Source organism: Aeromonas sp. FDAARGOS 1417 (assembly GCF_019046985.1).
Taxonomy (GTDB): domain Bacteria; phylum Pseudomonadota; class Gammaproteobacteria; order Enterobacterales; family Aeromonadaceae; genus Aeromonas; species Aeromonas veronii.
The window spans coordinates 2,556,223-2,577,135 of the sequence record NZ_CP077221.1; the positions used below are offsets into that span (position 1 = coordinate 2,556,223).

Annotated in this window: 23 protein-coding genes and 1 pseudogene; 2 read left to right on the plus strand and 22 right to left on the minus strand. The window is 56.1% G+C overall.

Features of this window, described 5'->3' with window-relative positions; translation table 11 throughout:
- Nucleotides 1-4: 4 nt before the first annotated feature.
- The 7 genes from mraY to mraZ are packed head-to-tail and all read right to left on the minus strand — an operon-like array spanning nt 5 to nt 7,364.
- On the minus strand, nt 5-1,087 hold the full coding sequence (gene mraY / locus I6L47_RS11545; protein ID WP_005356635.1) for a phospho-N-acetylmuramoyl-pentapeptide-transferase: 1,083 nt from the start codon (nt 1,085-1,087) through the stop codon (nt 5-7).
- Nucleotides 1,081-2,436: a UDP-N-acetylmuramoyl-tripeptide--D-alanyl-D-alanine ligase gene (gene murF / locus I6L47_RS11550; protein WP_216947462.1), complete on the minus strand. Its 1,356-nt coding sequence runs from the start codon at nt 2,434-2,436 to the stop codon at nt 1,081-1,083. Before murF ends, mraY begins: the two co-directional genes overlap by 7 nt.
- The gene (gene murE, locus I6L47_RS11555; RefSeq protein ID WP_216947463.1) at nt 2,433-3,965 is read right to left on the minus strand and encodes a UDP-N-acetylmuramoyl-L-alanyl-D-glutamate--2,6-diaminopimelate ligase; all 1,533 of its coding nucleotides are present in this window, start codon (nt 3,963-3,965) and stop codon (nt 2,433-2,435) included. Before murE ends, murF begins: the two co-directional genes overlap by 4 nt.
- Nucleotides 3,898-5,652: a penicillin-binding transpeptidase domain-containing protein gene (locus tag I6L47_RS11560; RefSeq protein WP_216947464.1), complete on the minus strand. Its 1,755-nt coding sequence runs from the start codon at nt 5,650-5,652 to the stop codon at nt 3,898-3,900. Before I6L47_RS11560 ends, murE begins: the two co-directional genes overlap by 68 nt.
- Nucleotides 5,649-5,963, minus strand: a complete 315-nt coding sequence (ftsL, locus tag I6L47_RS11565) for a cell division protein FtsL (RefSeq protein ID WP_005336166.1) — start codon at nt 5,961-5,963, stop codon at nt 5,649-5,651. Before ftsL ends, I6L47_RS11560 begins: the two co-directional genes overlap by 4 nt.
- Nucleotides 5,964-5,966: 3 nt before the next feature.
- Complete coding sequence (gene rsmH / locus I6L47_RS11570) at nt 5,967-6,905, minus strand: 16S rRNA (cytosine(1402)-N(4))-methyltransferase RsmH (protein ID WP_005336168.1); 939 nt, start codon at nt 6,903-6,905, stop codon at nt 5,967-5,969.
- Nucleotides 6,906-7,364, minus strand: a complete 459-nt coding sequence (gene mraZ / locus I6L47_RS11575) for a division/cell wall cluster transcriptional repressor MraZ (RefSeq protein WP_013723406.1) — start codon at nt 7,362-7,364, stop codon at nt 6,906-6,908.
- 114 nt (nt 7,365-7,478) lie between these two features.
- Here mraZ and I6L47_RS11580 point away from each other — a divergent pair, with 114 nt between their 5' ends.
- Nucleotides 7,479-7,928: a hypothetical protein gene (locus I6L47_RS11580; RefSeq protein ID WP_216947465.1), complete on the plus strand. Its 450-nt coding sequence runs from the start codon at nt 7,479-7,481 to the stop codon at nt 7,926-7,928.
- 80 nt (nt 7,929-8,008) lie between these two features.
- A complete protein-coding gene (locus I6L47_RS11585; protein ID WP_254204732.1) occupies nt 8,009-9,016 on the plus strand; it encodes a lytic transglycosylase domain-containing protein in 1,008 nt (335 codons plus the stop codon).
- On the opposite strand, the gene I6L47_RS11590 is transcribed toward I6L47_RS11585, so the two are convergent.
- From I6L47_RS11590 to I6L47_RS11660, 15 genes and pseudogenes are all read right to left on the minus strand, one after another.
- On the minus strand, nt 8,949-9,410 hold the full coding sequence (locus I6L47_RS11590; RefSeq protein WP_080764956.1) for a hypothetical protein: 462 nt from the start codon (nt 9,408-9,410) through the stop codon (nt 8,949-8,951). The genes I6L47_RS11585 and I6L47_RS11590 overlap by 68 nt on opposite strands.
- Entirely contained in the window at nt 9,397-10,368 is a 972-nt protein-coding gene (gene lafU, locus I6L47_RS11595; RefSeq protein ID WP_302056600.1) for a lateral flagellar motor protein LafU, read from the minus strand. Before lafU ends, I6L47_RS11590 begins: the two co-directional genes overlap by 14 nt.
- Nucleotides 10,344-11,204, minus strand: a complete 861-nt coding sequence (gene lafT, locus I6L47_RS11600; protein WP_216947466.1) for a lateral flagellar motor stator protein LafT — start codon at nt 11,202-11,204, stop codon at nt 10,344-10,346. Before lafT ends, lafU begins: the two co-directional genes overlap by 25 nt.
- 50 nt (nt 11,205-11,254) lie before the next feature.
- Nucleotides 11,255-11,971, minus strand: coding sequence for a lateral flagellar system RNA polymerase sigma factor LafS (lafS, locus tag I6L47_RS11605; RefSeq protein WP_064335303.1), 717 nt, complete (start codon nt 11,969-11,971; stop codon nt 11,255-11,257).
- 7 nt (nt 11,972-11,978) lie between these two features.
- Nucleotides 11,979-12,425 (minus strand): lateral flagellar basal body-associated protein LafF, encoded by a 447-nt coding sequence (gene lafF / locus I6L47_RS11610; RefSeq protein ID WP_272938662.1) that lies wholly within the window; start codon nt 12,423-12,425, stop codon nt 11,979-11,981.
- Nucleotides 12,426-12,472: 47 nt separating this feature from the next.
- A complete protein-coding gene (locus tag I6L47_RS11615; RefSeq protein WP_216947467.1) occupies nt 12,473-13,555 on the minus strand; it encodes a flagellar hook-length control protein FliK in 1,083 nt (360 codons plus the stop codon).
- Entirely contained in the window at nt 13,546-13,947 is a 402-nt protein-coding gene (locus tag I6L47_RS11620) for a LafX (protein WP_234880396.1), read from the minus strand. Before I6L47_RS11620 ends, I6L47_RS11615 begins: the two co-directional genes overlap by 10 nt.
- A gap of 59 nt (nt 13,948-14,006) precedes the next feature.
- Nucleotides 14,007-14,399, minus strand: coding sequence for a lateral flagellar export chaperone LafC (gene lafC / locus I6L47_RS11625; RefSeq protein WP_040068893.1), 393 nt, complete (start codon nt 14,397-14,399; stop codon nt 14,007-14,009).
- A gap of 48 nt (nt 14,400-14,447) precedes the next feature.
- Nucleotides 14,448-15,734: a lateral flagellar capping protein LafB gene (gene lafB, locus I6L47_RS11630; protein WP_216947468.1), complete on the minus strand. Its 1,287-nt coding sequence runs from the start codon at nt 15,732-15,734 to the stop codon at nt 14,448-14,450.
- A 121-nt stretch (nt 15,735-15,855) separates the two neighbouring features.
- On the minus strand, nt 15,856-16,452 hold the full coding sequence (locus I6L47_RS22655; protein WP_204827375.1) for a flagellin: 597 nt from the start codon (nt 16,450-16,452) through the stop codon (nt 15,856-15,858).
- Nucleotides 16,444-16,986 (minus strand): annotated as a pseudogene (locus tag I6L47_RS11640) (Lateral flagellin); the annotation flags it as partial. The gene I6L47_RS22655 and the pseudogene I6L47_RS11640, both read right to left, overlap by 9 nt.
- 254 nt (nt 16,987-17,240) lie before the next feature.
- Nucleotides 17,241-18,110, minus strand: a complete 870-nt coding sequence (locus I6L47_RS11645; RefSeq protein WP_254204733.1) for a hypothetical protein — start codon at nt 18,108-18,110, stop codon at nt 17,241-17,243.
- 152 nt (nt 18,111-18,262) lie between these two features.
- Entirely contained in the window at nt 18,263-19,180 is a 918-nt protein-coding gene (gene lfgL / locus I6L47_RS11650; RefSeq protein WP_106843494.1) for a lateral flagellar hook-associated protein LfgL, read from the minus strand.
- An 11-nt stretch (nt 19,181-19,191) separates the two neighbouring features.
- Nucleotides 19,192-20,511: a lateral flagellar hook-associated protein LfgK gene (gene lfgK, locus I6L47_RS11655; RefSeq protein WP_216947469.1), complete on the minus strand. Its 1,320-nt coding sequence runs from the start codon at nt 20,509-20,511 to the stop codon at nt 19,192-19,194.
- Nucleotides 20,511-20,909 (minus strand): rod-binding protein, encoded by a 399-nt coding sequence (locus tag I6L47_RS11660; protein WP_019444809.1) that lies wholly within the window; start codon nt 20,907-20,909, stop codon nt 20,511-20,513. Before I6L47_RS11660 ends, lfgK begins: the two co-directional genes overlap by 1 nt.
- Nucleotides 20,910-20,913 lie beyond the last annotated feature (4 nt).

Consider the following 20,913-nt stretch of genomic DNA (forward strand, 5'->3'; position numbering starts at 1 on the left):
GGCCTTACCTCACCTTCAGGGTGGCAAGACCCAGCAGCACCAGCACGAGGGTGATGATCCAGAAGCGCACGATGACGCGCGGCTCCGGCCAGCCCTTCTTCTCGTAGTGGTGATGGATCGGCGCCATGCGGAAGATCCGCACGCCGCGCAGCTTGTATGAACCCACCTGCAGGATCACCGAGACGGTCTCCATCACGAAGACGCCACCCATGATCACCAGCAGGAACTCCTGACGGACCAACACGGCGATGGTGCCAAGCGCGCCGCCCAGCGCCAGGGAACCAACGTCGCCCATAAAGACCTGCGCCGGATAGGTGTTGAACCAGAGGAAACCCAGACCCGCCCCGACGATGGCGGTACAGACGATCACCAGCTCGGAGGTATAGGGCACGTAGGGAATGTGCAGGTAGCTGGCAAAGTTGACGTTACCGGTAGCCCAGGCGATCAGGGCAAAGCCCCCCGCAACCATCACGGTCGGCATGATGGCCAGGCCGTCGAGACCGTCGGTCAGGTTGACCGCGTTGGAGGTGCCAACGATGACAAAGTAGGTCAGCACGATAAACATCAGGCCAAGCTGCGGCATCACATCCTTGAGGAAAGGCACCACCAGCTGGGTTTGGCCCTCATGGGTTGCAGTCGCATAGAGGAACACCGCCACCGCCAGCGCTACCGCGGATTGCCAGAAATACTTCCAGCGAGCGATCAGGCCGTCGGTATTCTTGCGCACCACCTTGAGGTAGTCGTCGGCAAAGCCGATGGCGCCGTAGGCACCCAGCACAAACAGCACCAGCCAGACATAGGGGTTGTCAAGGCGGCACCAGAGCAACACTGAAGTGAAAATCGCAGCAATGATCATCAGGCCCCCCATGGTCGGCGTGCCCCGCTTGCTGAGGTGGGACTCGGGACCGTCGTTGCGGATCACCTGACCAAACTTCAGGATCTGCAGGCGACGTATCAGGCGTGGCCCCATCCAGAGGGCAACCCCCAGTCCGGTGATGATCGACAGGATGGCGCGAAACGTCAGGTAGGAGAAGACGTTGAAGAAGGTGAAGTGCGGGGTGAGGAGTTCGGCCAGCCAGACTAGCATGTGGCTGACTCCTGACGGTCTTTGACCATCTCGACGATATCTTCCATGCGGGAGCCACGTGCCCCCTTGACCAGAATCGAAATTTCCTGATGTGTATTTATCATTTGCGCAAGCACTTCAAACAACGACGCCTTGTTATCGAAATGTCGGCCAGCCGCGGCATCTGCGGTGTGGCGACTCTCTTCCCCCACTGTCAGCACGGCATCCAGACCGCGCTCGCGGGCATGACGGCCAACCCGGGCGTGTTGCTCGGCAGACTCCTCACCCAGTTCCCGCATATCACCGAACACCAGCACCTTGAAGCCGCTCATGGCGGTCAGGGCATCGATGCCCGCCAACACGGATTCCACGCTGGCATTGTAGGTATCATCCACCAGAGTCAGCCCCCCCCAGCGCTGGACGCAGAAGCGCCCCTTGACCGGCGCCATCTGTTCCAGCCCCACCTTGACACAGGCGAGGGATGCGCCGAGGGCCAGACAGCCCGCGGCGGCAGCCAGTGCGTTGGCCACGTTGTGGCGACCCGGGATCGCCAGAGTCAGGCTCAGCTCACCCTGCGGGGTCACCATCACGAACTCGGCGCAGCCTTGTTCGTTGAGCACAAGGTTGCGCGCGTGGAACGGCTGGCTCTGATCGTCGATGGAGAAGGCGCACTGAATGCCGCGTTCCCGCCACTTCGGCCAGAATTCGTTGTCGGCATTGACGATGGCGGTGCCGCCTTCGCTCAGCCCCTCAAAGATTTCGCTCTTGGCGTGGAACACCCCTTCCAGCGAGCCGAAGCCCTCCAGATGGGCCGCCGCCACGTTGTTGATGATGGCGGCATCGGGTTTGGCCAGCGAGGTAGTCCAGGCGATCTCGCCCGGATGGTTGGCACCCAGCTCCATCACTGCAAACCGGTGTTGCGGCTCGAGGCGCAGCAGAGTGAGCGGCACGCCCACCTCGTTGTTGAAGTTGCCAGCGGTGGCCAGCACTTCCCCTTCGTTGCGCAGGATGGCGGTTGCCATCTCCTTCACCGTGGTCTTGCCGCAGCTGCCGGTAATGGCCAGCACTTTCGGATTGATGCGCTCACGCACCAGTTTGCCGAGACGGCCCAGCCCCTTCAGACTGTCGGTCACCACCAGCTGGGGGATGGCCAGCGGCAGTTCACGCTCAACCAGCAGGGCAGAGGCCCCTGCCTGAACAGCCTGCTCGCAAAAATCGTGGGCATCGAAGCGCTCGCCGCGCAGAGCAACGAACAGGGCCCCCGCGCCCAGAGTGCGGGTGTCGGTACTGACGACGGTGATCTCGCCGTCGTCACCAATCAGACGGGCATCGAGTACCTGCGCCAGCTCGGCAAGCCTGAGGGTCATCATTTGAATGACTCCAATAATGTGTGCAAGGCGGCCGCGACGGTTTCCCGGTCGCTGTAGTGCCGCTTGTCGGTTCCAATGATCTGATAATCCTCGTGACCCTTACCGGCCACCAGGATGATGTCCTGTTTGCTCGCCTGACCGATGGCCAGCGAAATCGCCTTGACCCGGTCGTGCTCCACCTGCACCGCAGCAGGATCGCGAAGACCCGCCACCATGTCGGCCATGATCCGGGCCGGCTCCTCGGTACGGGGATTGTCGTCGGTCAGGATCACGCGATCCGCATACTGTTCGGCCATGGCAGCCATCATGGGGCGCTTGCCGCGATCGCGGTCGCCACCACAACCAATCAGGCACCAGAGCTGGCCGTTGCAGTGCACCCGCAGGGCCTGCAATGCCTTCTCCAGCGCATCCGGGGTGTGGGCGTAATCGACCACCGCCAGCGGCGTATCACCACCGCCGAAACACTCCATGCGACCGGTCACCGGCTGCAACTGAGGCGCTGTCGCCAGCAGCTCGTTGAAGTCGTAACCGAGCACCAGCATCACACCCATCGCGGCCAGCACATTGCTGACGTTGAAGCGCCCGAGCAAGGGGGCGGATAATACACCATTCCCCCAGCTGGAGTTAATCTGCGCGCGAAAACCTTGCTGGTGAAAATCGAGCTGCTGCGCCGTTAATTGACGACCAGAATGGTGTTCAATCGGGCCATCCACACTGAAGGCCACCGCTGCCGGGTATTTCTCAATCCACTTGGCACCCAATTCGTCATCACGATTGATCACCGCATTCGACTCATCGACCAGCTGCAGCAACTGCTCTTTGGCCGCGCCATAGGCTTCCATGGTGCCGTGGTAGTCGAGGTGATCCCGGCTCAGGTTGGTGAAAACGGCAGCGGCAAACGGCAGTGCGGCAACGCGATGCTGCACCAGACCATGGCTGGAGACCTCCATCGCCACCAGATCCGCCCCCTGCGCTTGCAGCGCAGCCAGATTGGCTTGCACCTGCACGGCGCTGCCGGTGGTATTTTCCGCTTCGATCAAATTGCCAAACAGGCCGTTGCCGATGGTGCCCATCACACCCGCCTTGCCACCCAGCAGGGTGCGCCAGTTGGCGACCAGCAGCGCAGTAGTGCTCTTGCCATTGGTGCCGGTGATCCCGACCAGATCCAATTTTTGAGCTGGCTGATCGTAGAAATAGCCCGCAAGAGCAGAGAGGTGAGCGGGCAGATCCCGCATCCCGATACAGGGAACCGGAGTCGATGGTGGGATAAATTCACCATCCTCCTCAAACACAACAGCGGTCGCTCCCTGAGCCACCGCCTGTTCGATAAACCGTCTGCCATCCACCTGATGACCACGAATGGCCACGAAGAGCGAGCCGGGGCCAACCCGCCGACTATCCAGCTGGATATCGGTCAGGATGAGCGCCGGCGCCTGGATACCGAAGGGGCGCAGTAATGCATCAAGTGCGCGGGACAAGAGAAGCCTCCGTACGGGCAAGTTTGGTGGGCACCGCTGGCGGCACCGCATCGGGACGAATATTGAAGAGCTGCAGCACCCCGCCCATGGCCTCTGCAAACGGTGGGGTCGCCACGGCGCCGCCATAATAGGCGCTGCCTTTTGGCTCGTTGATCACCACCACCATGACGAAACGGGGATCACTGGCGGGTGCGAAACCGGCAAACCAGGCCATGTAATCCTTGCCATAGCCACCGGCGACGGCGACCTTGGCGGTACCACTCTTGCCGCCAACCCGATAGCCCGGGATCTTGGCTTTTGGAATGGCGTTGTCGACCACATACTCCAGCGCCTGCAACATGGCAGCGGCGTTGTTGTGATCAATAACTTGCTCACCCTTGGGCGGCGTAGTCACCTTGACGATGGAGAGCGGCACCCGCTTGCCCTTGTTGGCCAGGGTGGCGTAGGCGGAAGCCAGCTGCAGCGGGGTGACCCGCAGACCATAACCGAACGAGAGGGTCGCCCGCTCGATATCGGACCAGCGACGACGCTGGGGCAGCATGCCGCTACTCTCGCCCATCAGCCCGCTGCCGGTATCCATGCCGAAACCGAACATGCTGAGGGTATTGATCATCTCCTGCGCCGGCATCCGCAGCGCGATGCGCGACATACCGATGTTGGAGGAGTAGCGCAGGATATCGTAGAGGTTGGTCGCCTTGTGGATACTGACGTCCTTGATCTGCTTAGCACCGATAAAGAGCGGCCCACCGGGAATAAAATCTTTCCAGCTGGTGACACCTGCCTGCAAGGCACTGAGCAAAATCAATGGCTTGACGGTAGAACCCGGCTCGTAGGTATCGGTCACCACCCGGTTGCGTACCCGGAAACTCTGATACTGGCCGCGGTTGTTCGGGTTATAGGAGGGGGTGTTGACCATGGCGAGTACTTCACCGGTCTTGATATCCAGCATCACCATGGAGCCGGAGGTCGCCTTGTTCTCGTCGGTTGCCCGCTTGAGGGCACGGTAGGCCAGAGCCTGCACCCGCTGATCGATACTGAGCTGCAGATCGTTGGCGTTCTTGCCCTCTTTGACGATGCCAAGCCGCTCGATGACGCGCCCCTGACGATCCTTTCGTACCCGCATTTCGCCGGGTGTCGCCGTCAGCCACTCGTTGTAGCTGCGCTCGATCCCTTCAATACCGCTGCCATCGATGTTGGTCACCCCCACCAGATGGGCGCTGATTTCGCCAGTCGGGTAGAAGCGGCGTGCTTCGGGGCGCAGGTAGACGCCACCCAGCTTGAGCCCCTTGATATATTCCGCCACCGCAGGAGTAACCTGACGCTGCAGATAGACGAAGCGCTTGCTGGGGTTGGCGATGCGGTGTTTGAGGGTATTGATGTCGAGCTTGAGCACGGCGGAGAGCGCCAGCCAGGCGCGCTCATTATTGATGGCGCCGGATTCGTGTACCGTCTTGGGATCGGCCCAGACCGCTTCGACCGGCACAGAAACCGCCAGCTGCTCGCCGTTGCGATCGGTGATCATGCCGCGCACCGCCTGGGTAGAGGTGGTACGCAGGGAACGCATGTCCCCTTCCTGACGCAGACGATCCGGATTGATCACCTGGATCCAGGCCAGACGCAGGATCAGACCCACAAACGCGATGCCGATAAACACCGCAAGCGTGCGAAAGCGCCACGGATAGATCGATGGCGTTTTGACAGTGGCTTTGGCAGCTTTGGCTGTAGCCTTGCGTTTCATGGTTGGGTAATTACCTTCTCGGTGGTCACCAGCGGACGACCCATCTGCAACTTGTCCATCGCCAGACTCGCCACCCGGGAGTGTTCAGCCAGGGTGCCCTGTTCCAACAACAGGTGGCGCCATTCGATATTGAGGCGATCCTCTTCCGCCATCAGATCGTTCTGCTTGGCCGTCAGACCACGGGTCATGTTGGTCACCAGGATCACGGCAAACGCGGTCACCAGCACGGCGACCGACAGAAAAATCTGCAGCTTGTGCCGCCAGAGATCGGCAACGATCTCCTTGGCCAGATGAACACGCACTTCGCTCATCGCTTACTCCGCCAGCCGTTCGGCAACCCGCAGCACCGAGCTGCGTGATCGGCTGTTTTCAGATACTTCATGATCAGAAGGCTTGAGTGCCTTGCCGACCGACTTCAATTTGCGACCGCCAGCCAGCTGGGCCTCGGTCAACGGAATGCCGTAAGGCACTTCCGGCCCCTTCTCGTGCTTGCGGATGAAATGCTTTACCAATCGATCTTCCAGAGAATGGAAGCTGATCACCGACAGACGGCCATGTGGTGCCAGCACTTCCAGCGCACCGTTGAGCGCGGTTTCGATCTCGTCCAGCTCGCTGTTGATATAGATGCGAATGGCCTGGAAGCTGCGTGTTGCTGCATGCTTGCCCTTCTCCTTGCTCGGATTGACCCGGGCAATCATCTCCGCCAGTTGGCGGGTACGCACATAAGGCTCGGTCACACGGTCATGCACGATGGCGCGGGCGATCTTCTTGGCAAAACGCTCCTCACCGAAGGTCTTCAGCACCCAGGCGATGTCATCCACATCGGCCTTGGCCAGCCACTCGGCGGCGCTCTGACCGGAGGTGGGGTCCATCCGCATATCGAGCGGACCATCTTTCATAAAGCTGAAGCCGCGCTCGGCATCATCCAGCTGGGGTGAAGAGACCCCCAGATCCAGCAGGAAGCCATCCACCTTGCCCAGCAAACCACGCTCATCGAGATAGGAAGCGATGCCGGAGAAGGGGCCGTGCACGATTTCGAAGCGAGGATCCTGGATCTTGGCCGCTTCGGCGATCGCCTGGGGATCGCGATCGATGGCGATCAGGCGGCCATTGGGGCCAAGGTGCTGCAGGATCAGACGAGAATGACCACCACGGCCAAAAGTACCGTCGACGTAGACACCGTCCGGCTTGATAGCCAGACCTTCAACGGCTTCGTGCAGCAGCACTGTGATGTGTTCAGCGGCTTGGGTCATTTATAAAGAGAAATCCTGTAGTCGTGGTGAGCTTGCCCAATCGTCCCCGGGCAGACCCAAGATGTCGTCATTGACCTGTTGTTGCCAGCGGGCTTCATCCCACAACTCAAACTTGTTGAGCTGGCCCACCAGCATGATTTTCTTGTCCAGCCCCGCATGGTTGCGCAGTGGCTGACTGAGCAGCAGACGGCCATTGCCATCCAGCTCGCATTCGGTTGCATGTCCCAGCAGCAGTCGCTGCAAACGGCGCTCTTGCGGATTCATGCTGGAGAGAGTCTTGAGCTTGCGCTCGACCTCTTCCCATTCATTCAGGGGATAAAGCAGCAGACAGGGATGGGCAATATCGATGGTGCAGACCAGCTGGCCGTCGCTTTCATCGCGCAGCCAATCACGGAATTTGGTCGGAATTGCCAGCCGCCCTTTACTGTCCAGGCTGATGGCATGAGCGCCACGCAACAAATTGCAGTCCCTGAAGGTGAGTGAGCAGGCAGATTGCCCCTCTAAAAACCACTTTGATCCACTTTTCCCCACCTTGAAGTTTAAGGACGTGCAGGGGGCTTTTCAAGCAAGGAGATGGGACAGAGGGAACTTATTGACGCAGCAATTGCATGCTGCGGATTGAGTAGGTTGATTTTCCAAGAGTTATTGCTGAAAAAACAGAAAATGATTAATAAGCAGCAAGTCGGTGAGCGGTCACTATCTGGGCGATATGATGAAACGGAACAATACCACGGCACAGAGCAAAATACTGACACATATCACTGGATAGATGATGTAACCATCTTTCGAACGGCGAGCACGCAGAGACACCAGCTGACAAAGCAACAGATTGTAAATAATCAGCAGGGATGTCAGCAGAATATTGGTGGCAAATGTCAGCTCTTGAGCGTAACCAATGTACAAGCCCATCAGAATGAAATTGGCGAGTATCAGATACAGCAAAAACTTCTGAATCGCTTTACCCGAATTTGGGCTCTTTTTTACTCGTGTTATCATGCTTGCTACGTCCTGGATTACACATGATCAGACGACCTTAAATTCAAAAAACTGTTGAGATATATCATGTTTTTATTATTGCGCGATCCTTGCTCAACAATTGCCCCATGACCCGGCTCGTTTTTTTGCTAATGAGCGGGATGTTAATGATATCAACATCTTGCCATGCTTATCATAATTATCATTGGCAAGCTGGTTTCCCTGTCCCGATTCAGGGTAAAGGGGTCGACTTGGTCAGCCAGCAGCAGCAATTCTTGCTGAAGCAGCGCCCTTATCTCCAACAACGTCTTGCGGAGACACAGCCCGTTATTCGCTGGGTCGCGGAACAGGTTCACGAGCGCAAACTGCCGCCCTTGCTTGCCTTTGTTCCTTTACTGGAAAGCAGTTACCGATTGGATGTGGTCTCTTCTGCTGGCGCCGCAGGCCCCTGGCAGCTGATGCCAGATACCGCCACCCGATTTGCCGTTCCCATCACCAGCGAATTTGATGGGCGCTATTCACTGCCACTGGCGACAGAGGCAGCCCTTTCCTATCTGGCATGGCTGTATCGCTTCTTTGGCAATGACTGGCTGCTTGCTTTGGCCGCCTACAACGCAGGAGAAGGGCGGGTACTCAATGCGGTTTTAAAAGCGGGGACACGTAATATATGGGAACTGGAGCTTCCGACTGAAACACGCTTTTATGTCGCGCGCTTTGTTGCGCTGGCAAGACTGCTTGATATGGCTGACAGCTATCAGTTTCAACTTCCGCCATGGCACAGCGGCAATGACTTGCAAATATTCCGTCATCCGAACGGCTGCTCACTGCCCGCGTGGGCTCAGGCAAAAGGCGTATCAATGAATGAAGCCAGCCGCTGGAATCCGGCCTGGCAACTCCCTGTCGCGCAAGGGATAACCGATTGCCCGATCGTCTATAGCAAGAGCAAAGCTCCCACCGCCAACCGGAAGAAAGGGGCGACCGCCATTGTCAAAGCGGTCTCACTGGACAGTCTGCATGATCCCCTGTTGCTGAAAGCTGCCAGGGGGCTTGATATGAGTCGAGGCGAGATCAGGCTGGAACGCTTGCCTGATCCTCTTGGGATTCAGCAGAAGCGGCCGCTGATTGCGGCACCATGAAGCAGTGGCGCCATTGGCTCAATATTGGACCCAAATCGACTTCTTCCGGATATGACCAGCAAGCGCCATAGAAACAAAGATGCTGACCTATAGGCCGACGATGCGTGATGCGACAATCCAGAACAATCTGGCGGGACAGAGAAAGGGTCACCGTATCAGGTAACGTAAAGCGAGCAGGGGCAAGAAAGCCAACGCCTCCCGGGCCGATATCCTTGATCACGGCTCGGCCAATACTTTTGTCAAATAACACACCTGAAATCAGCATCCGTGCGGCAATACCACAACTTTGTGACTCAAGTGGCGTTGATCCATCATGCAGATACCAGCGCGGTACCTTTCGGCGCGGATCATTGTGCGAGGTATGCACCGGAAACTCGATTTCAGGGCTGTCCATGAGAAATCATCTCCTTGGCATGACTAGCTGCCGCTTGTGTTTGTGAGCTGAAAAGTTGCTCCAGATTGGTTTCTGCCTGAGTTGTCATAACCAGCAATTCAATGCGCCGATTACGGCTGCTTTGCGGATTCCGGGTATCTTCCAGCATGGTATCAGCCATAGAGACCACCTGCGCGACCCGATCAGACGGCATGCCGCCCGCTAGCAATACCCGCCTTGCCATCATGGCGCGGTCTGACGAGAGTTCCCAGTTGGTGTAGTTGTCACCCGCAAACGGTGTACTGTCGGTATGGCCAGAAATCATGACCCGATTCTCGATACGCTGGAAAATGGGGGCCAATGCCATCAACAGGTGACGAAAAAATGGAGTGATACGGGCACTGCCACGGCTATACATTTCCCGATCAGCGTCATCGCGGATCAAGATCCGCAATCCTTGGGGAACAATCTGAATCTCGAGGTTATTGTTAGCTTGCATTTGTTCAGCCAGATCATTGATGAATCCAGCTAATTGCTGCATCTGGCCTTCACCTTCGAGCTTTCCAACCAGCAGATTTTCGTACCCGCCGTTAGGCCCATCTGAAAAAATGCTCTGACGGCGATCCATATGCCTGGGCATCAGCTGCCCCTGCTGATCGAACTTAGGGTTCAGCTCATCGATCACCGAGGGATTCCCCCCCAAATCGACAGGATAGGGGCTATTGCGTATGTCAAACGGGTTGGACTCACTGTCCATGATGCTGTAGTCCCGCAGACGGCTGGCAACAATTTCCCGCTCCTCCTGGTTAGATACCGCTAGGATCCAGAGCACCATAAAGAAAGCCATCATAGCTAACGTGAAGTCGGCAAATGCCACCTTCCAGGCACCCCCTCCTTTAGGGGCACTATTACGTCGCTGCTGGCGCTTGACGATAATCTGCTCGTGATTGCGCATTACATTGCCCTGTTGTTCACCCAATCTTCCAGTTCAAGGAAGCTTGGTTTGACTTCAGGCTCCAGGATCTTGCGACCTGAATCGACGGCCAGCAGCGGTGTCTTGCCACGCAACTGGGCAATCAGGATCGACTTGATACACATCAACAGGCTAATACGACGCCTGACCATCTCTTCCATTGCGTTACTGACCGGCTCCAGCAAGCAGTAACAGAGAAAAATCCCGATAAAGGTTCCCACCAGAGCGGCAGCTACATGAACGCCAATGTTACTCAGGGGGCCGTCCAATTGCTGCATGGTGATGATGATCCCCATCACCGCAGCAAGAATGCCGAAGCCCGGGCAGGCCTCGCCGGTCTTGTGCAAAGCATGGGCAGGCTTGAGCATGTCCTCTTCAATGGCCATGATCTCCTGCTCCAGCACGGTATCCAGTTCATGGGGTGTGATCTTGCCCATCCCGAGCAGACGCAGGTTATCGATTATGAAACCTAGCAGTTGGGGATCTTCCGAAATCTGGGGGTACATCAAGAAAACCGAGCTCTGCTGGGGATTTTCAATATGCTCGTCGAGCGCCTTCATCCCTTTGTTGCGAGTCTCCTCCAGCAGTTGATGCATCAGAGTCAACAGCTCACGATAGACCTCGCTCTCTTCGTTATTAGGAGGCTTGAAGCACATTTTGATCTGCCGCCACATTTCGTGCATCACCTCTTTCGAGTTGCCCAGAAACATGGAGCCTACCGCTGCGCCGATGATAATGATGAGCTCGGCTGGCTGCCACAAGGCGACGAGGTTCCCCCCGGCCATCATGAAGCCACCCAGCACGCATACTAAAATGACGCCGATGCCAATCTGTTTTTGCATGAATGTTCCCGCACGATACAAGAAGGGTCACCAGTAAAGGTGAAGCACTACTATATGGAGTCGACCAATCGCTGCTTTAGCTGAAGCACGCACTGCTTGTGCAGCTGACAAACCCGGGATTCGGTTAATCCAAGCACCAGCGCGATCTCTTTCATATTGAGCTCTTGCTGGTAATAGAGGGCAAGCAATAGCTGCTCGCGTTTATCCAGAGTGGCCAACACCTTGCTGATTGTCATCGCCATATCGACATCATCAGACTCGGTTGTTGGCGCCTTGCCACCATTCTCCAGCCACTCTTCCAGACTCTGTAGCGCTTCAGCCTGGCTGGCGTAGGACAACTGACGCACCTCATCCACCGAACAGTCGAGCGCAGCAGCAAGTTCTTGCTCTGAGGGGGGGCGCCCCAAACGATTGTGCAGTTCACGCTGCACCTGATTATGGCCGTGTACCTGCTGTCGCAACTGGCGAGGCCGCCAGTCCAGACGCCGCAGCTCATCGAGCATGGCACCACGAATCCGTTTGAAGGCGTAACTTTCAAACTGGGCATCAGGTTCACTACCATAACGACGCCACGCCTCCAGCAATCCCATCATCCCTACCTGTTCCATATCCTCCTGATCAAAACAGGCACTGACCTGGCTACGCAGGTGACAAGCAGCCCTCTTAACCAGAGGCAGATAGCGAGTCAGAATGGCCTGTTCACCAGTACGGGGAATTGTTGGCGTATCCGCAAACTCTTGTTGAGAATCCCAAGCAGAATCAGTCATATGGTAATTACTGTACCAGTACCTTGGTGATCAGCACTTCGTCCAGATAGGGCTTGTAGCCATATCCCTGCACCGTAGTGACCAGCTTGTCGCGCAAAGAGACCTGCAGCTTGGAAATATTCTGCAGCTCGACCTTTACGTCATCATGGGAGCGGTGGCTGAAATACTGCACCATGGCATTGCGGATCAGTGGAGTCAGCTCATCCAGCTTGGCAACCTGCTCCGGGTTGTAGGTCACCAGTGCCAGCTCCAGCACCAGATAATGGGACTGTTCGCCCCCTTCCAGACTGATAACGAAGCGCTCCATCGGCTTGAACAGCGGAGTGCTGCTCAGCTCTGGCTTTGGCTCTGCCAATCCGAGCCAGACTTCAATTACATCGCGTTTCAACCAGGCACCATATGCCAGCAAAACCAGCAGACACAGGGCAATGACGACAACCATCAACCACTTCATGACACGCCGCATAATGTAAAACCACTCTCGTTATTACGTGTTAAAAATCAGACCAGAGTATTGAGCCAGTCGTGCATCGTCCCCCATTGGGACTCTGGTTCATCCAACCACTGACGGCGGCCAGCCAGGATCTTCTCCTGTTGCCACCGATCCTGCTGCCCCTGCTCGCCGCCTTGCCCCACATTGACCTCAACGCCGCCGGCATGATGGGGAGCCAGGCTCATGCGCAAGCGCTCCATCGACTGGATCATTGCATCGCGCACCGCCGGGTTAGTCACATTCAACTGGACATTGAGCCGGTCACCATCGAGCTTGACGGTCAACTCCAATCGCCCGAGCTCTGGCGGATCCAGCCGGATGTGGGCCTGTTTCACCTGTTGATTGACTTGCAGCTCAACCTTGTCCTGAAGCAGGCTAACCAACTGTTGCCCCCACTGGCTCTGGTTGTCTGACAACCGGGCAGGGGCCCACTGATAGTCGGCAGGTCGCAACGGCGTCGCAGCGAGTTGGCCAACTGCCAGCTGGCGAGCATCTGGCAGCCTGTTTTCTACCACTGCGGTATCAGGCACATTTCCAGCATCGAAACCGGCAGCCATAACCGGCAAGGTGAAGCGGCCGGGCAATACACCGGTTTGCCCATTTGATTTGGCAAGCAAGGTAGAGAGCGCCTGTTCCGCAGCGGCAGAAACCGTCTCACGACGCGGCATCACCTCTTGCTCGGGCAGCGTGGTCGCACTCCCCATCAAGGCACGAAGAGAGGGCGGCAATTTGTTATCCACCACCACCTGCTGCCCACCAGTGCTACCTTCAGCTCGGGAAAAAGTACGGCTTACACGAAAACCATCAAGATCGGCATCACTTACTCTGACAAAGAGAGGAGGCACATTGGTAAACGCTTGCAGCTGTTCAACCGGGTCGCCTTCCGCTCCTGATTGTTCGCTCTCTGCTTCATCTACCGCAACATCACTGGCAACCAACTCGGGCAAGGGCAACGCAAGCAGAGGATCAACCACCTCATCCAGCGGTTGATATAACTCCCCTTCACTGCCGGCTTGGCCGGACAAACGGTTCAAGGCCGTGACATCCGGCGCATTCACCGCATCAAAACCGCTAAATTGAATCAATCCCATTGCTCTGTCTCACCGTAAGCAGTCAAACCTTCACGAATCGAAGAAAGCTGCTGCCACTCCTGTTTACGAATCAAGGTCTCCTGCTCGCAAAGCTGCAATGCTTGTCGATACAACACCCGGGCTTTATCTCTTGCTGGTTGCAGCGCAGCCCAGAGTTGGGGATTCCGGCTAACTTGAGAGACAAATTGCGCGAAGCGTCCATCAGTTAGCCTGACAGCTTCCCACTGGCCAGCTTGCGCTTGTTGCAGCAATAGCGTACCCAACCCCAATAACTGGCGCTGGCGCGTCTGCAGTTCGGTCTCACGTAACACGGGCGCAATACCTGACATGACGAGCCCCAAAAAGAAGATGAACCAGCCCACAAGCAAAGAGTGGGCCAGACCGATAACCAAGAAATTTCAATATGTTGGGCGTGAGGAAGAACAGAGGGGAAGGAAGTACTACTTCCGTATTAACGAGGATGACGCGCCATGGCTTCCCAACCCTCTTTCAGCTCTTGCAGAATTTTGCGCACTTCGGCAAATCCCTCAACACTGTTGGATACGCTGGTCTCGAACAGTTTCTGACCACAGTAGTCATAAAGACGATGCAGGTTAACCGCCAGCTCGCCCCCCTTATTCATATCAAGCGCACTGTCCAGCCCACCCAGGATCTGCAGACACTTGTTGATGGCCAACCCTTTGCGCTCAAACTGTTTCGCCAAGATATGCCCTTCTGCTCTGGCTATCTCGTCAAGCAAACCATCCATCAACATCAGTACCAGCTGATATGGATCGGCACTCGCGGCCTTGGCTTCTGTGGCGGCAAATCGATAGGCATCATAGCCATCTTCAGATTCAAACATGGGTCACTCGCTATTGCAGGTTCAAACCAGTTCATCCAGGGGAAAAGCTTAAAGTGCTCCCATGGTCTGCATCATCTGGTTCATGGTGGTGAATTGATTGAGGTAACGCTTGTAAACAGACTCCATCCGTTTATTCAGCGACTCCATCTTATCATCAAGTCGCTTTTGATTGGCTTCCAATGTGCTCTTGCGAGTGGCCATCACACCATTGGTCTTGGAGAAAGGATCGAGCACCTTGCTCATCCGTTTGAGCAAACCATCATCCCCCATCAGCGCCTTGCCCAGCAGTTCAGGGTCCTTCTCGAGCGACTTTTTGAAATCCGAGTCACTAAACACCAGCTTGCCCGACTTCTCGGTTTTGATGCCAAGCTGAGTCAGGGTCATGCCTGCAGGCAGATTGCGAACCGCGTTGGCCAGCGAACCTTTCAAACCTCGCACCGTGGCATCAGACGCCAGTACGCCTTTCGCCTTGATATCGGTGGACGTCTCTTTGTTCAGCAGCTCCAGCAACTCGTTGTAGCTATCAACAAATTTCTTCAATGAACCGGTGACGGCTTCATTGTCATAAGCCACTGTCACCTGCATCGGGCCATCGGTTGGCTTTTGCACCCTGGTGAGATCCAGCGTCAGCCCTTCAACCACGTTTTCAATCTTGTTGGTCGGCGACTTGATCTCCAGCGCGCCGTCGCCAACCCCCATCTTGATGATGGAGTCCTGACCCGGGGTGATCACCTTTCCGGCGATAAAAGCCTTGCCGAATGCGGAAGCCGGGTCGCCATCATAGGTGGGGGTAAACACCTTGGCTGCCCCACTCTCTTTACTGGTCAGCACCAGGTTAACCTTGCCATCCGTGCGAACCAGGCTGGCCTTGACCCCCGGATTATCCGCCGCATCATTGATGGCAGAGACCAGACTCTGGGCCGTCGACTCGGCAGGCAAAGTCGCCAAATCGATAGCAAACGCCTTGCCATCGACGGTAAACGATACTTTGCCTGAGGTTGGCAATAGTGCTTTCTCATCCGTCAATTGCACCCCGAACTGATGGGCCTGTGCCAGTTGCTTGACCTGAAAGTTATATTGCCCCGGGGTCGCCTTGCCATTGCTGGTGACCGTCATGATCCCCTCTTGCGAGAGGCTGGCTTTCTGGGCTTGCAACGTCGCCGGCTTGTTCAGGTCTTTCAGCAGAGTCTGAAAGCTGGAGAGTTTGGAGTTGATAGATGACAGCGAACTCTGCTGCGCCTTGACCGTGGCAAGCTGCCCCTTGAGCAGCTTGTCCATATTCTTGCGCTCATTGGTCACCATTTGCATCGCGGCTGAAGCGGGATCGACCTGCATATATCAACTCCTTCGGTATCAGGGCAAAACTTGCTTGTTGAAAAAGGCTGTTACGCCAGCACTTTTCAACCGGCAAGGGGAAGAAAAGAGGCCGCCACACAGGTAGCGGCCCTTATAGCGATTAACGCAGCAGCATGGTAACCATGCCGGTCATCTCGTTGGACTTGCCCAGTACGGACATACCAGCCTGCATCAGCATCTGGTTCTTGGCCATGTTGGTGCTTTCGGTAGCGATATCGGCGTCCATGATACGGCCCTTGGCGATATCGGTGTTCTCTTTCATGTTGGAAAGGTTGTTAACAGTGTGTTCCAGACGGTTGATATTGGCACCCAGAGCAGAGCGTACGCTGGTGATATCCTGCATAAAGGATTCCATCTTGCCCATGGCAACCTGAGCGCTCTCTTGACTGGTGATACCATCTTTCAAAATTTGAGCGTCCAAACCATTACCAGCCTTGGCTGCAGCTTTGGTCAGCGGCTTTAAGCCCTCATCAAATGCTTTCTGGAGAGGCTCTTGCAATTTCTGAGCGTCAGCTACTGCTTTTTTGTCGGCAGCTGTAGCACTACCGGCTGCAGCCTTTTCTTTGTCATCTACAACCTTCTGGGCGTCTGCAACAGCTTTGTTGGCGTCAGCCAGTTTCTTAGCCGCAGAGCCAGCTGTAGTATCATTTTTGTAATCTTCAACCGCTTTTACCAGCGCTTTATCGGCATCAGACATTTCTGCACCACCCACAACCTGCTTCAGGGCTTTACCGATATCGAGAGCCAGGCGCTCGCCTTCGGAGCCGCCGATCTGGAAAGTGATCTCGCCTTTGGCAAACTTGCCGTTGGTTTTATCCAGCAGGTTTTCGCCACCGAAGGTGGTGTTGCCAGCGATATTTTTCAGCTCTTTGGTCAGCTCGCCAAATTCGGCGTTCATGGCGGCGATATCTTTCTCGCTGCTGGTGCCGTTGGCAGCCTGGGTAGCCAGATCCTTCATGCGCTGAACGATATTGGTCATCTCGTCCATGGCGCCTTCGGCGGTCTGCATCATGGAGATGGCATCCTGAGCGTTGCGCATGCCCACTTTCTGGCTGTTGGACTGGGATTGCAGACGGGTGGCAATTTGCAGGCCAGCAGCATCGTCAGAGGCAGAGTTGATACGCAGACCGGTACCCAGACGCTGCATGGCATTGCTTGCCATTTTGTTGGTGGAGTTCAGCTGGTTCTGGGTGACCATGTTGGCAAAGTTGGTATGAATTGACAGACTCATTTTCGTTTCCTCGAAATGGATGCTGCCACAGGCAGCGTTTGGGTTGACCCCAATGAAGAACGACCACAGCGTCGTGAAAATTAAATCTTTTTTTGCTGAACAGCAGTTTCTCTTGGCCCCCCCCCCGTTCGGATGCGAAACAGTGGGCCCGCGAGCAGACAGCGCCGTCACTGGCACAAGAGGGCATCACAGAGATAAAAAAACCGCACAAGTCAGCTTGTGCGGTTTTTTTACGAGGAGACAGGTCAGCGCTATCAGGTGAGTAACGCAACCACCCCTTGACGAGTGACATTGGCCTGCGCCAGCAGACCGGACATGGTGCCCATATAGCCGCCTTGTGAGAGGCGGGCGGCCAGAGAGGATTGCAACTGTGCCAGCTCCTCCTGTTTCAGGTTCTGACTGCGAGCCTTGACCTTGTCCAGTTGCAGCACCATCTTCTGGCGAAACTGTTTCAACTCCCGTACCGATTGCTCAATCTCGCCAAGCACTTTTTGCAGCCGCTGCCGCTCCTGACGGATTTCCCCTTTGGCAACCCCATCTGCCATGCGGGTCAGCGCTCCGACCTTGGGCTTGAACTGCACCGGGATCGGGTTGCCTGCCGGGATACGAATCCCCTCCCCCCGGATCAGCACCGGCTCATCCAGTTTGCGGCGATGGGGTTCAGCAACGGAGAGTTCCAGCTTGCCCAGTTCATTCAATCTGGCCTGGATATGCTCTTTACGCAGCGCCCGATCGAGCATGGTGACAACCTCACCCTCTCGCGCTCCGGCCGGAATGGTCACCTCCACCGCACTGTTACTCTGGGGAAACGAGAACACCAGCCGCTCAGCGCTATTTTTGGCACTGAGCAGATCCAGATGCTCGGCACTGAAGCGGGGACGCAGTTCCTGAGCCGATGCGATGAGTCTGGGTTTGAGCTCGTCCGTCAAAGGCCCTCTTGGTTGGGTGACTTTCTCTTCCAGCATTTTTAAGCGATTGGTCACGTCACTGCTGGCCAGCTCGCGCTGACCCAGTTGGCGTTCCAGCCGCTTCAATTCCCCCCAAACCAGATTAAGCGCCTGTTCGCCGCTCTGGGCATGGGCAATGCGATGTTGCGCAGCACCGATCAGGGCCCATCTGTCCATCCGGATAATATTGGGGTGGCGCTCAGTCTGCTTGCGGTTTTCCGGAGTGTGAGCCTGTGCAGTTGCGCGGCCCTGCAACCTGGGCTTTGCCTGTGGCTCTGCAACGCCTCCAAGACGGGTTTGCTGGACCTGCATCATGACTCCTCTGCTCGTTACGGCATGTAGTTGAACAAGCTAAGACCATTAACCTTGGCAAAAGCTTGCTGCTGCACCTGTAATGCCATCAGGACGTGGGCCTGTCGGGTCGCTGCCTCGGCATAGTCCAGCGACTCTATCTGGTTGCTCACTTCCTTGCTATAGACGCCTTTCTCGGCATGGCTCTCGTCAATCTGATCCAGCAGATTGATCCGGGCACCAATCGTGCTCACCGCCTGGCTGATATTATCTTGCAGCGTCTGGCTGCGACCAAGCATGCCTCGTGCCTGCTCGATGGCGTCAGGTGCTGCGTCATTAATTGCCTTCACCATGCTATCGAGTCGTTTGAAAAAATCGTCAGGCTGCAAAAAAAGCTGATCGGCAGTCTGGTTTAACCCCACTGTGACACCTTTGGCAATGCCGACCTCCCGTACCAGATGATCACCCTTGTAGCGATAACCTCCGAAGTCAGTATCTTTTGGGTCAGTCACCTTCACCAAAGCGGTCTCATCCACCTTGCTGCCGCTAAACAGGCTGGAGCCACTTTCGTTGCGGGCATTGACCAAATCCAGCAGGCCATCCTTGATAATGGCGACTTCACTGGCCACCGCCTTGCGATCCCCCTCAGACAGGGAGCCGTTAGCGGCCGTCTGGGTCAACTCACGCAACCGCATCAGCATGTTGGTCATGGTATCGAGCTGCAACTCCCCCTGGGAGAGCTGGCTCTTGGCATTGGCAATATTCTTCTGGTACTGCGCCATCGCCACCTGCTCTTTCTGCAAGCCCAGCAGTTGCACACTGCCAACAGGATCATCTGAGGGCTGAAGAATGCGTTTTTGCGTGGAGATCTGGCGATCGAGGCGGGCATACTCGCCGAAACCATGCTGCAAATTATCGAGCATGCTGAGCTGAATTTGATGGGTACTGATCCGCATGGTTATGACTCTCAGAACATGTTCAGAATGGAGTTGAAGAGCTGTTCGGAGGTGCTGATCACCTTGGCATTGGCCTGATAAGCCTTGGTATACGCCATGATCTTCACCCCTTCTTCATCTGTATTTACACCGCTGACACTGCTCAGCTTGGTCGCCATCTGTTTTTCCATATTGGCATCGGCCTGCATGGTCGCCTTGGCCTGACCACTCTGCACCGCCATCTTGCCCAGCAGCGCACTGTATGCGTTGTACTGGCTATCTTTGATGGTCAGCAACTCCTGCAGGTTGCGGTTATCGCCCTTACCGCCGCCGGTCTTGGCAAAGGCAAGGTCGCTACCGGAAAAACCGGCGACAACGCGCAGGGAACCTGAAGGATTAAGCGGATCGTATGAGAAGAGGGGTTTGCCTTTCGTCCCCTTCAAATCAGAGCCGGTCTCTTGTTTGGCATTAAACTCATCAGCCAGCTTTTTGGCTATCTGATCCAGCTCACCACGCAGTGGACGCAGCACTGTAGTGCGATAATCCATTACCCCCGCCAGAGAGCCACCATGCAATTTAGGCACCTCAAACGTCTGCCCACCGAAAGCGAGGCTGAGTTTATCGCCCGCAAGCGCGAGGGTACTGCTGCTGCTTCCCAGGACCAACGGCTGTCCTTGCGGCAGACTGAGCGCAAACGAGCCATCGCTTTGACGATTGACCCGCACCTCCATATAGGCAGACAGCTCACGCACAACCTGTTCGCGACTGTCTTCCAGCGCAGCGGTATTAACTGCCTTGGCTGTCTGATCGCCAATCTGCATGTTCAGTTCAGCCAGTTGCTTCAAGTAACTGTTCACTTGGGAAACCGTACTGTTCAGCTGATCATCGATCTGCTTTTCCTGGGTGACCATGCTCTCGTCAAGCTGGGTAAAACGGTTGGCGAGCGCCCCTGCTGAACTGACAATCTGGCTGCGCTGTGCCGGTGTTTCCGGACTGTCGAGCGCAGCACTGAGCGAAGCAAAAAAGCTGTCGAGCCCTTTTGCGATATTCATCGACTCACTGCCCAGCAACTGCTCTGTCGTATTGATGTACTGATGAAAGGCATAAGAGGAACCGGTGGCCGCACGGCTACGCCAGTGTTGGGCTACCAGATAGTCATCCGTTACCCTGCGTACCCCTGTCACCTCGACACCGGCACCATTATCCAGCCGCCCGAAACCGGACAGACTGCCCATCATGGCTTCCTGACGGCTATACCCGATGGTTTTGACGTTCGCGATATTCTGGGCGGTCAGGTTCAATGCAATCTGGGCTGCATTTAGTCCGCTGGCGCCGATATTGAGCAGTGACATCAGTCAACCTTCTTCATTTTTACCGAGTTGAGAGGCTGGCTGAATGCAGCCAGGGTCTGCTGCTCTGAAGCGACCACCCCGTCCGGATTCTTTAATGACGGAGCCAGCTGGTTGACCATCTGCTCCCGCAAACCGATACCACCACGTTTGACCATGCTCATCGCCAACTGGCTGTCATACATATCGCGATAGAGGGATTGTCCCTTGATAATCTTGTCGTCCTCATCCTGCAGGGCATCCGTCGCCGAGCGCATATGTTTGAGCACGGTTTGCAGAAAACTGACTTCAAACTGACCGGCTGCAGCATCCAGCGCGGCACGCTGATCCGGGTTGCTTTTGATTTGCTGCAATTCATTGAGATCCTGATAAAAACCGGGATCCGAGCTAATTCTTGTCATGATA

Excerpts from the sequence above, each read along its gene's own strand:
- lafT (WP_216947466.1), bottom strand. The coding sequence starts at position 11,204 with ATGCAAAAACAGATTGGCATCGGCGTCATTTTAGTATGCGTGCTGGGT.
- I6L47_RS11660 (WP_019444809.1), bottom strand. The coding sequence starts at position 20,909 with ATGACAAGAATTAGCTCGGATCCCGGTTTTTATCAGGATCTCAATGAA.
- I6L47_RS11645 (WP_254204733.1), bottom strand. The coding sequence starts at position 18,110 with ATGGACAGATGGGCCCTGATCGGTGCTGCGCAACATCGCATTGCCCAT.
- lfgK (WP_216947469.1), bottom strand. The coding sequence starts at position 20,511 with ATGTCACTGCTCAATATCGGCGCCAGCGGACTAAATGCAGCCCAGATT.
- murE (WP_216947463.1), bottom strand. The coding sequence starts at position 3,965 with ATGCGGTGCCGCCAGCGGTGCCCACCAAACTTGCCCGTACGGAGGCTT.
- lafB (WP_216947468.1), bottom strand. The coding sequence starts at position 15,734 with ATGCAGGTCGATCCCGCTTCAGCCGCGATGCAAATGGTGACCAATGAG.
- I6L47_RS11590 (WP_080764956.1), bottom strand. The coding sequence starts at position 9,410 with ATGGACAGCCCTGAAATCGAGTTTCCGGTGCATACCTCGCACAATGAT.
- lafS (WP_064335303.1), bottom strand. The coding sequence starts at position 11,971 with ATGACTGATTCTGCTTGGGATTCTCAACAAGAGTTTGCGGATACGCCA.
- ftsL (WP_005336166.1), bottom strand. The coding sequence starts at position 5,963 with ATGAGCGAAGTGCGTGTTCATCTGGCCAAGGAGATCGTTGCCGATCTC.
- lafC (WP_040068893.1), bottom strand. The coding sequence starts at position 14,399 with ATGTTTGAATCTGAAGATGGCTATGATGCCTATCGATTTGCCGCCACA.
- I6L47_RS22655 (WP_204827375.1), bottom strand. The coding sequence starts at position 16,452 with ATGTCTGATGCCGATAAAGCGCTGGTAAAAGCGGTTGAAGATTACAAA.
- I6L47_RS11615 (WP_216947467.1), bottom strand. The coding sequence starts at position 13,555 with ATGGGATTGATTCAATTTAGCGGTTTTGATGCGGTGAATGCGCCGGAT.
- rsmH (WP_005336168.1), bottom strand. The coding sequence starts at position 6,905 with ATGACCCAAGCCGCTGAACACATCACAGTGCTGCTGCACGAAGCCGTT.
- mraY (WP_005356635.1), bottom strand. The coding sequence starts at position 1,087 with ATGCTAGTCTGGCTGGCCGAACTCCTCACCCCGCACTTCACCTTCTTC.
- I6L47_RS11580 (WP_216947465.1), top strand. The coding sequence starts at position 7,479 with ATGGGACAGAGGGAACTTATTGACGCAGCAATTGCATGCTGCGGATTG.
- murF (WP_216947462.1), bottom strand. The coding sequence starts at position 2,436 with ATGATGACCCTCAGGCTTGCCGAGCTGGCGCAGGTACTCGATGCCCGT.
- I6L47_RS11585 (WP_254204732.1), top strand. The coding sequence starts at position 8,009 with ATGACCCGGCTCGTTTTTTTGCTAATGAGCGGGATGTTAATGATATCA.
- I6L47_RS11560 (WP_216947464.1), bottom strand. The coding sequence starts at position 5,652 with ATGAAACGCAAGGCTACAGCCAAAGCTGCCAAAGCCACTGTCAAAACG.
- lafF (WP_272938662.1), bottom strand. The coding sequence starts at position 12,425 with ATGAAGTGGTTGATGGTTGTCGTCATTGCCCTGTGTCTGCTGGTTTTG.
- lfgL (WP_106843494.1), bottom strand. The coding sequence starts at position 19,180 with ATGCGGATCAGTACCCATCAAATTCAGCTCAGCATGCTCGATAATTTG.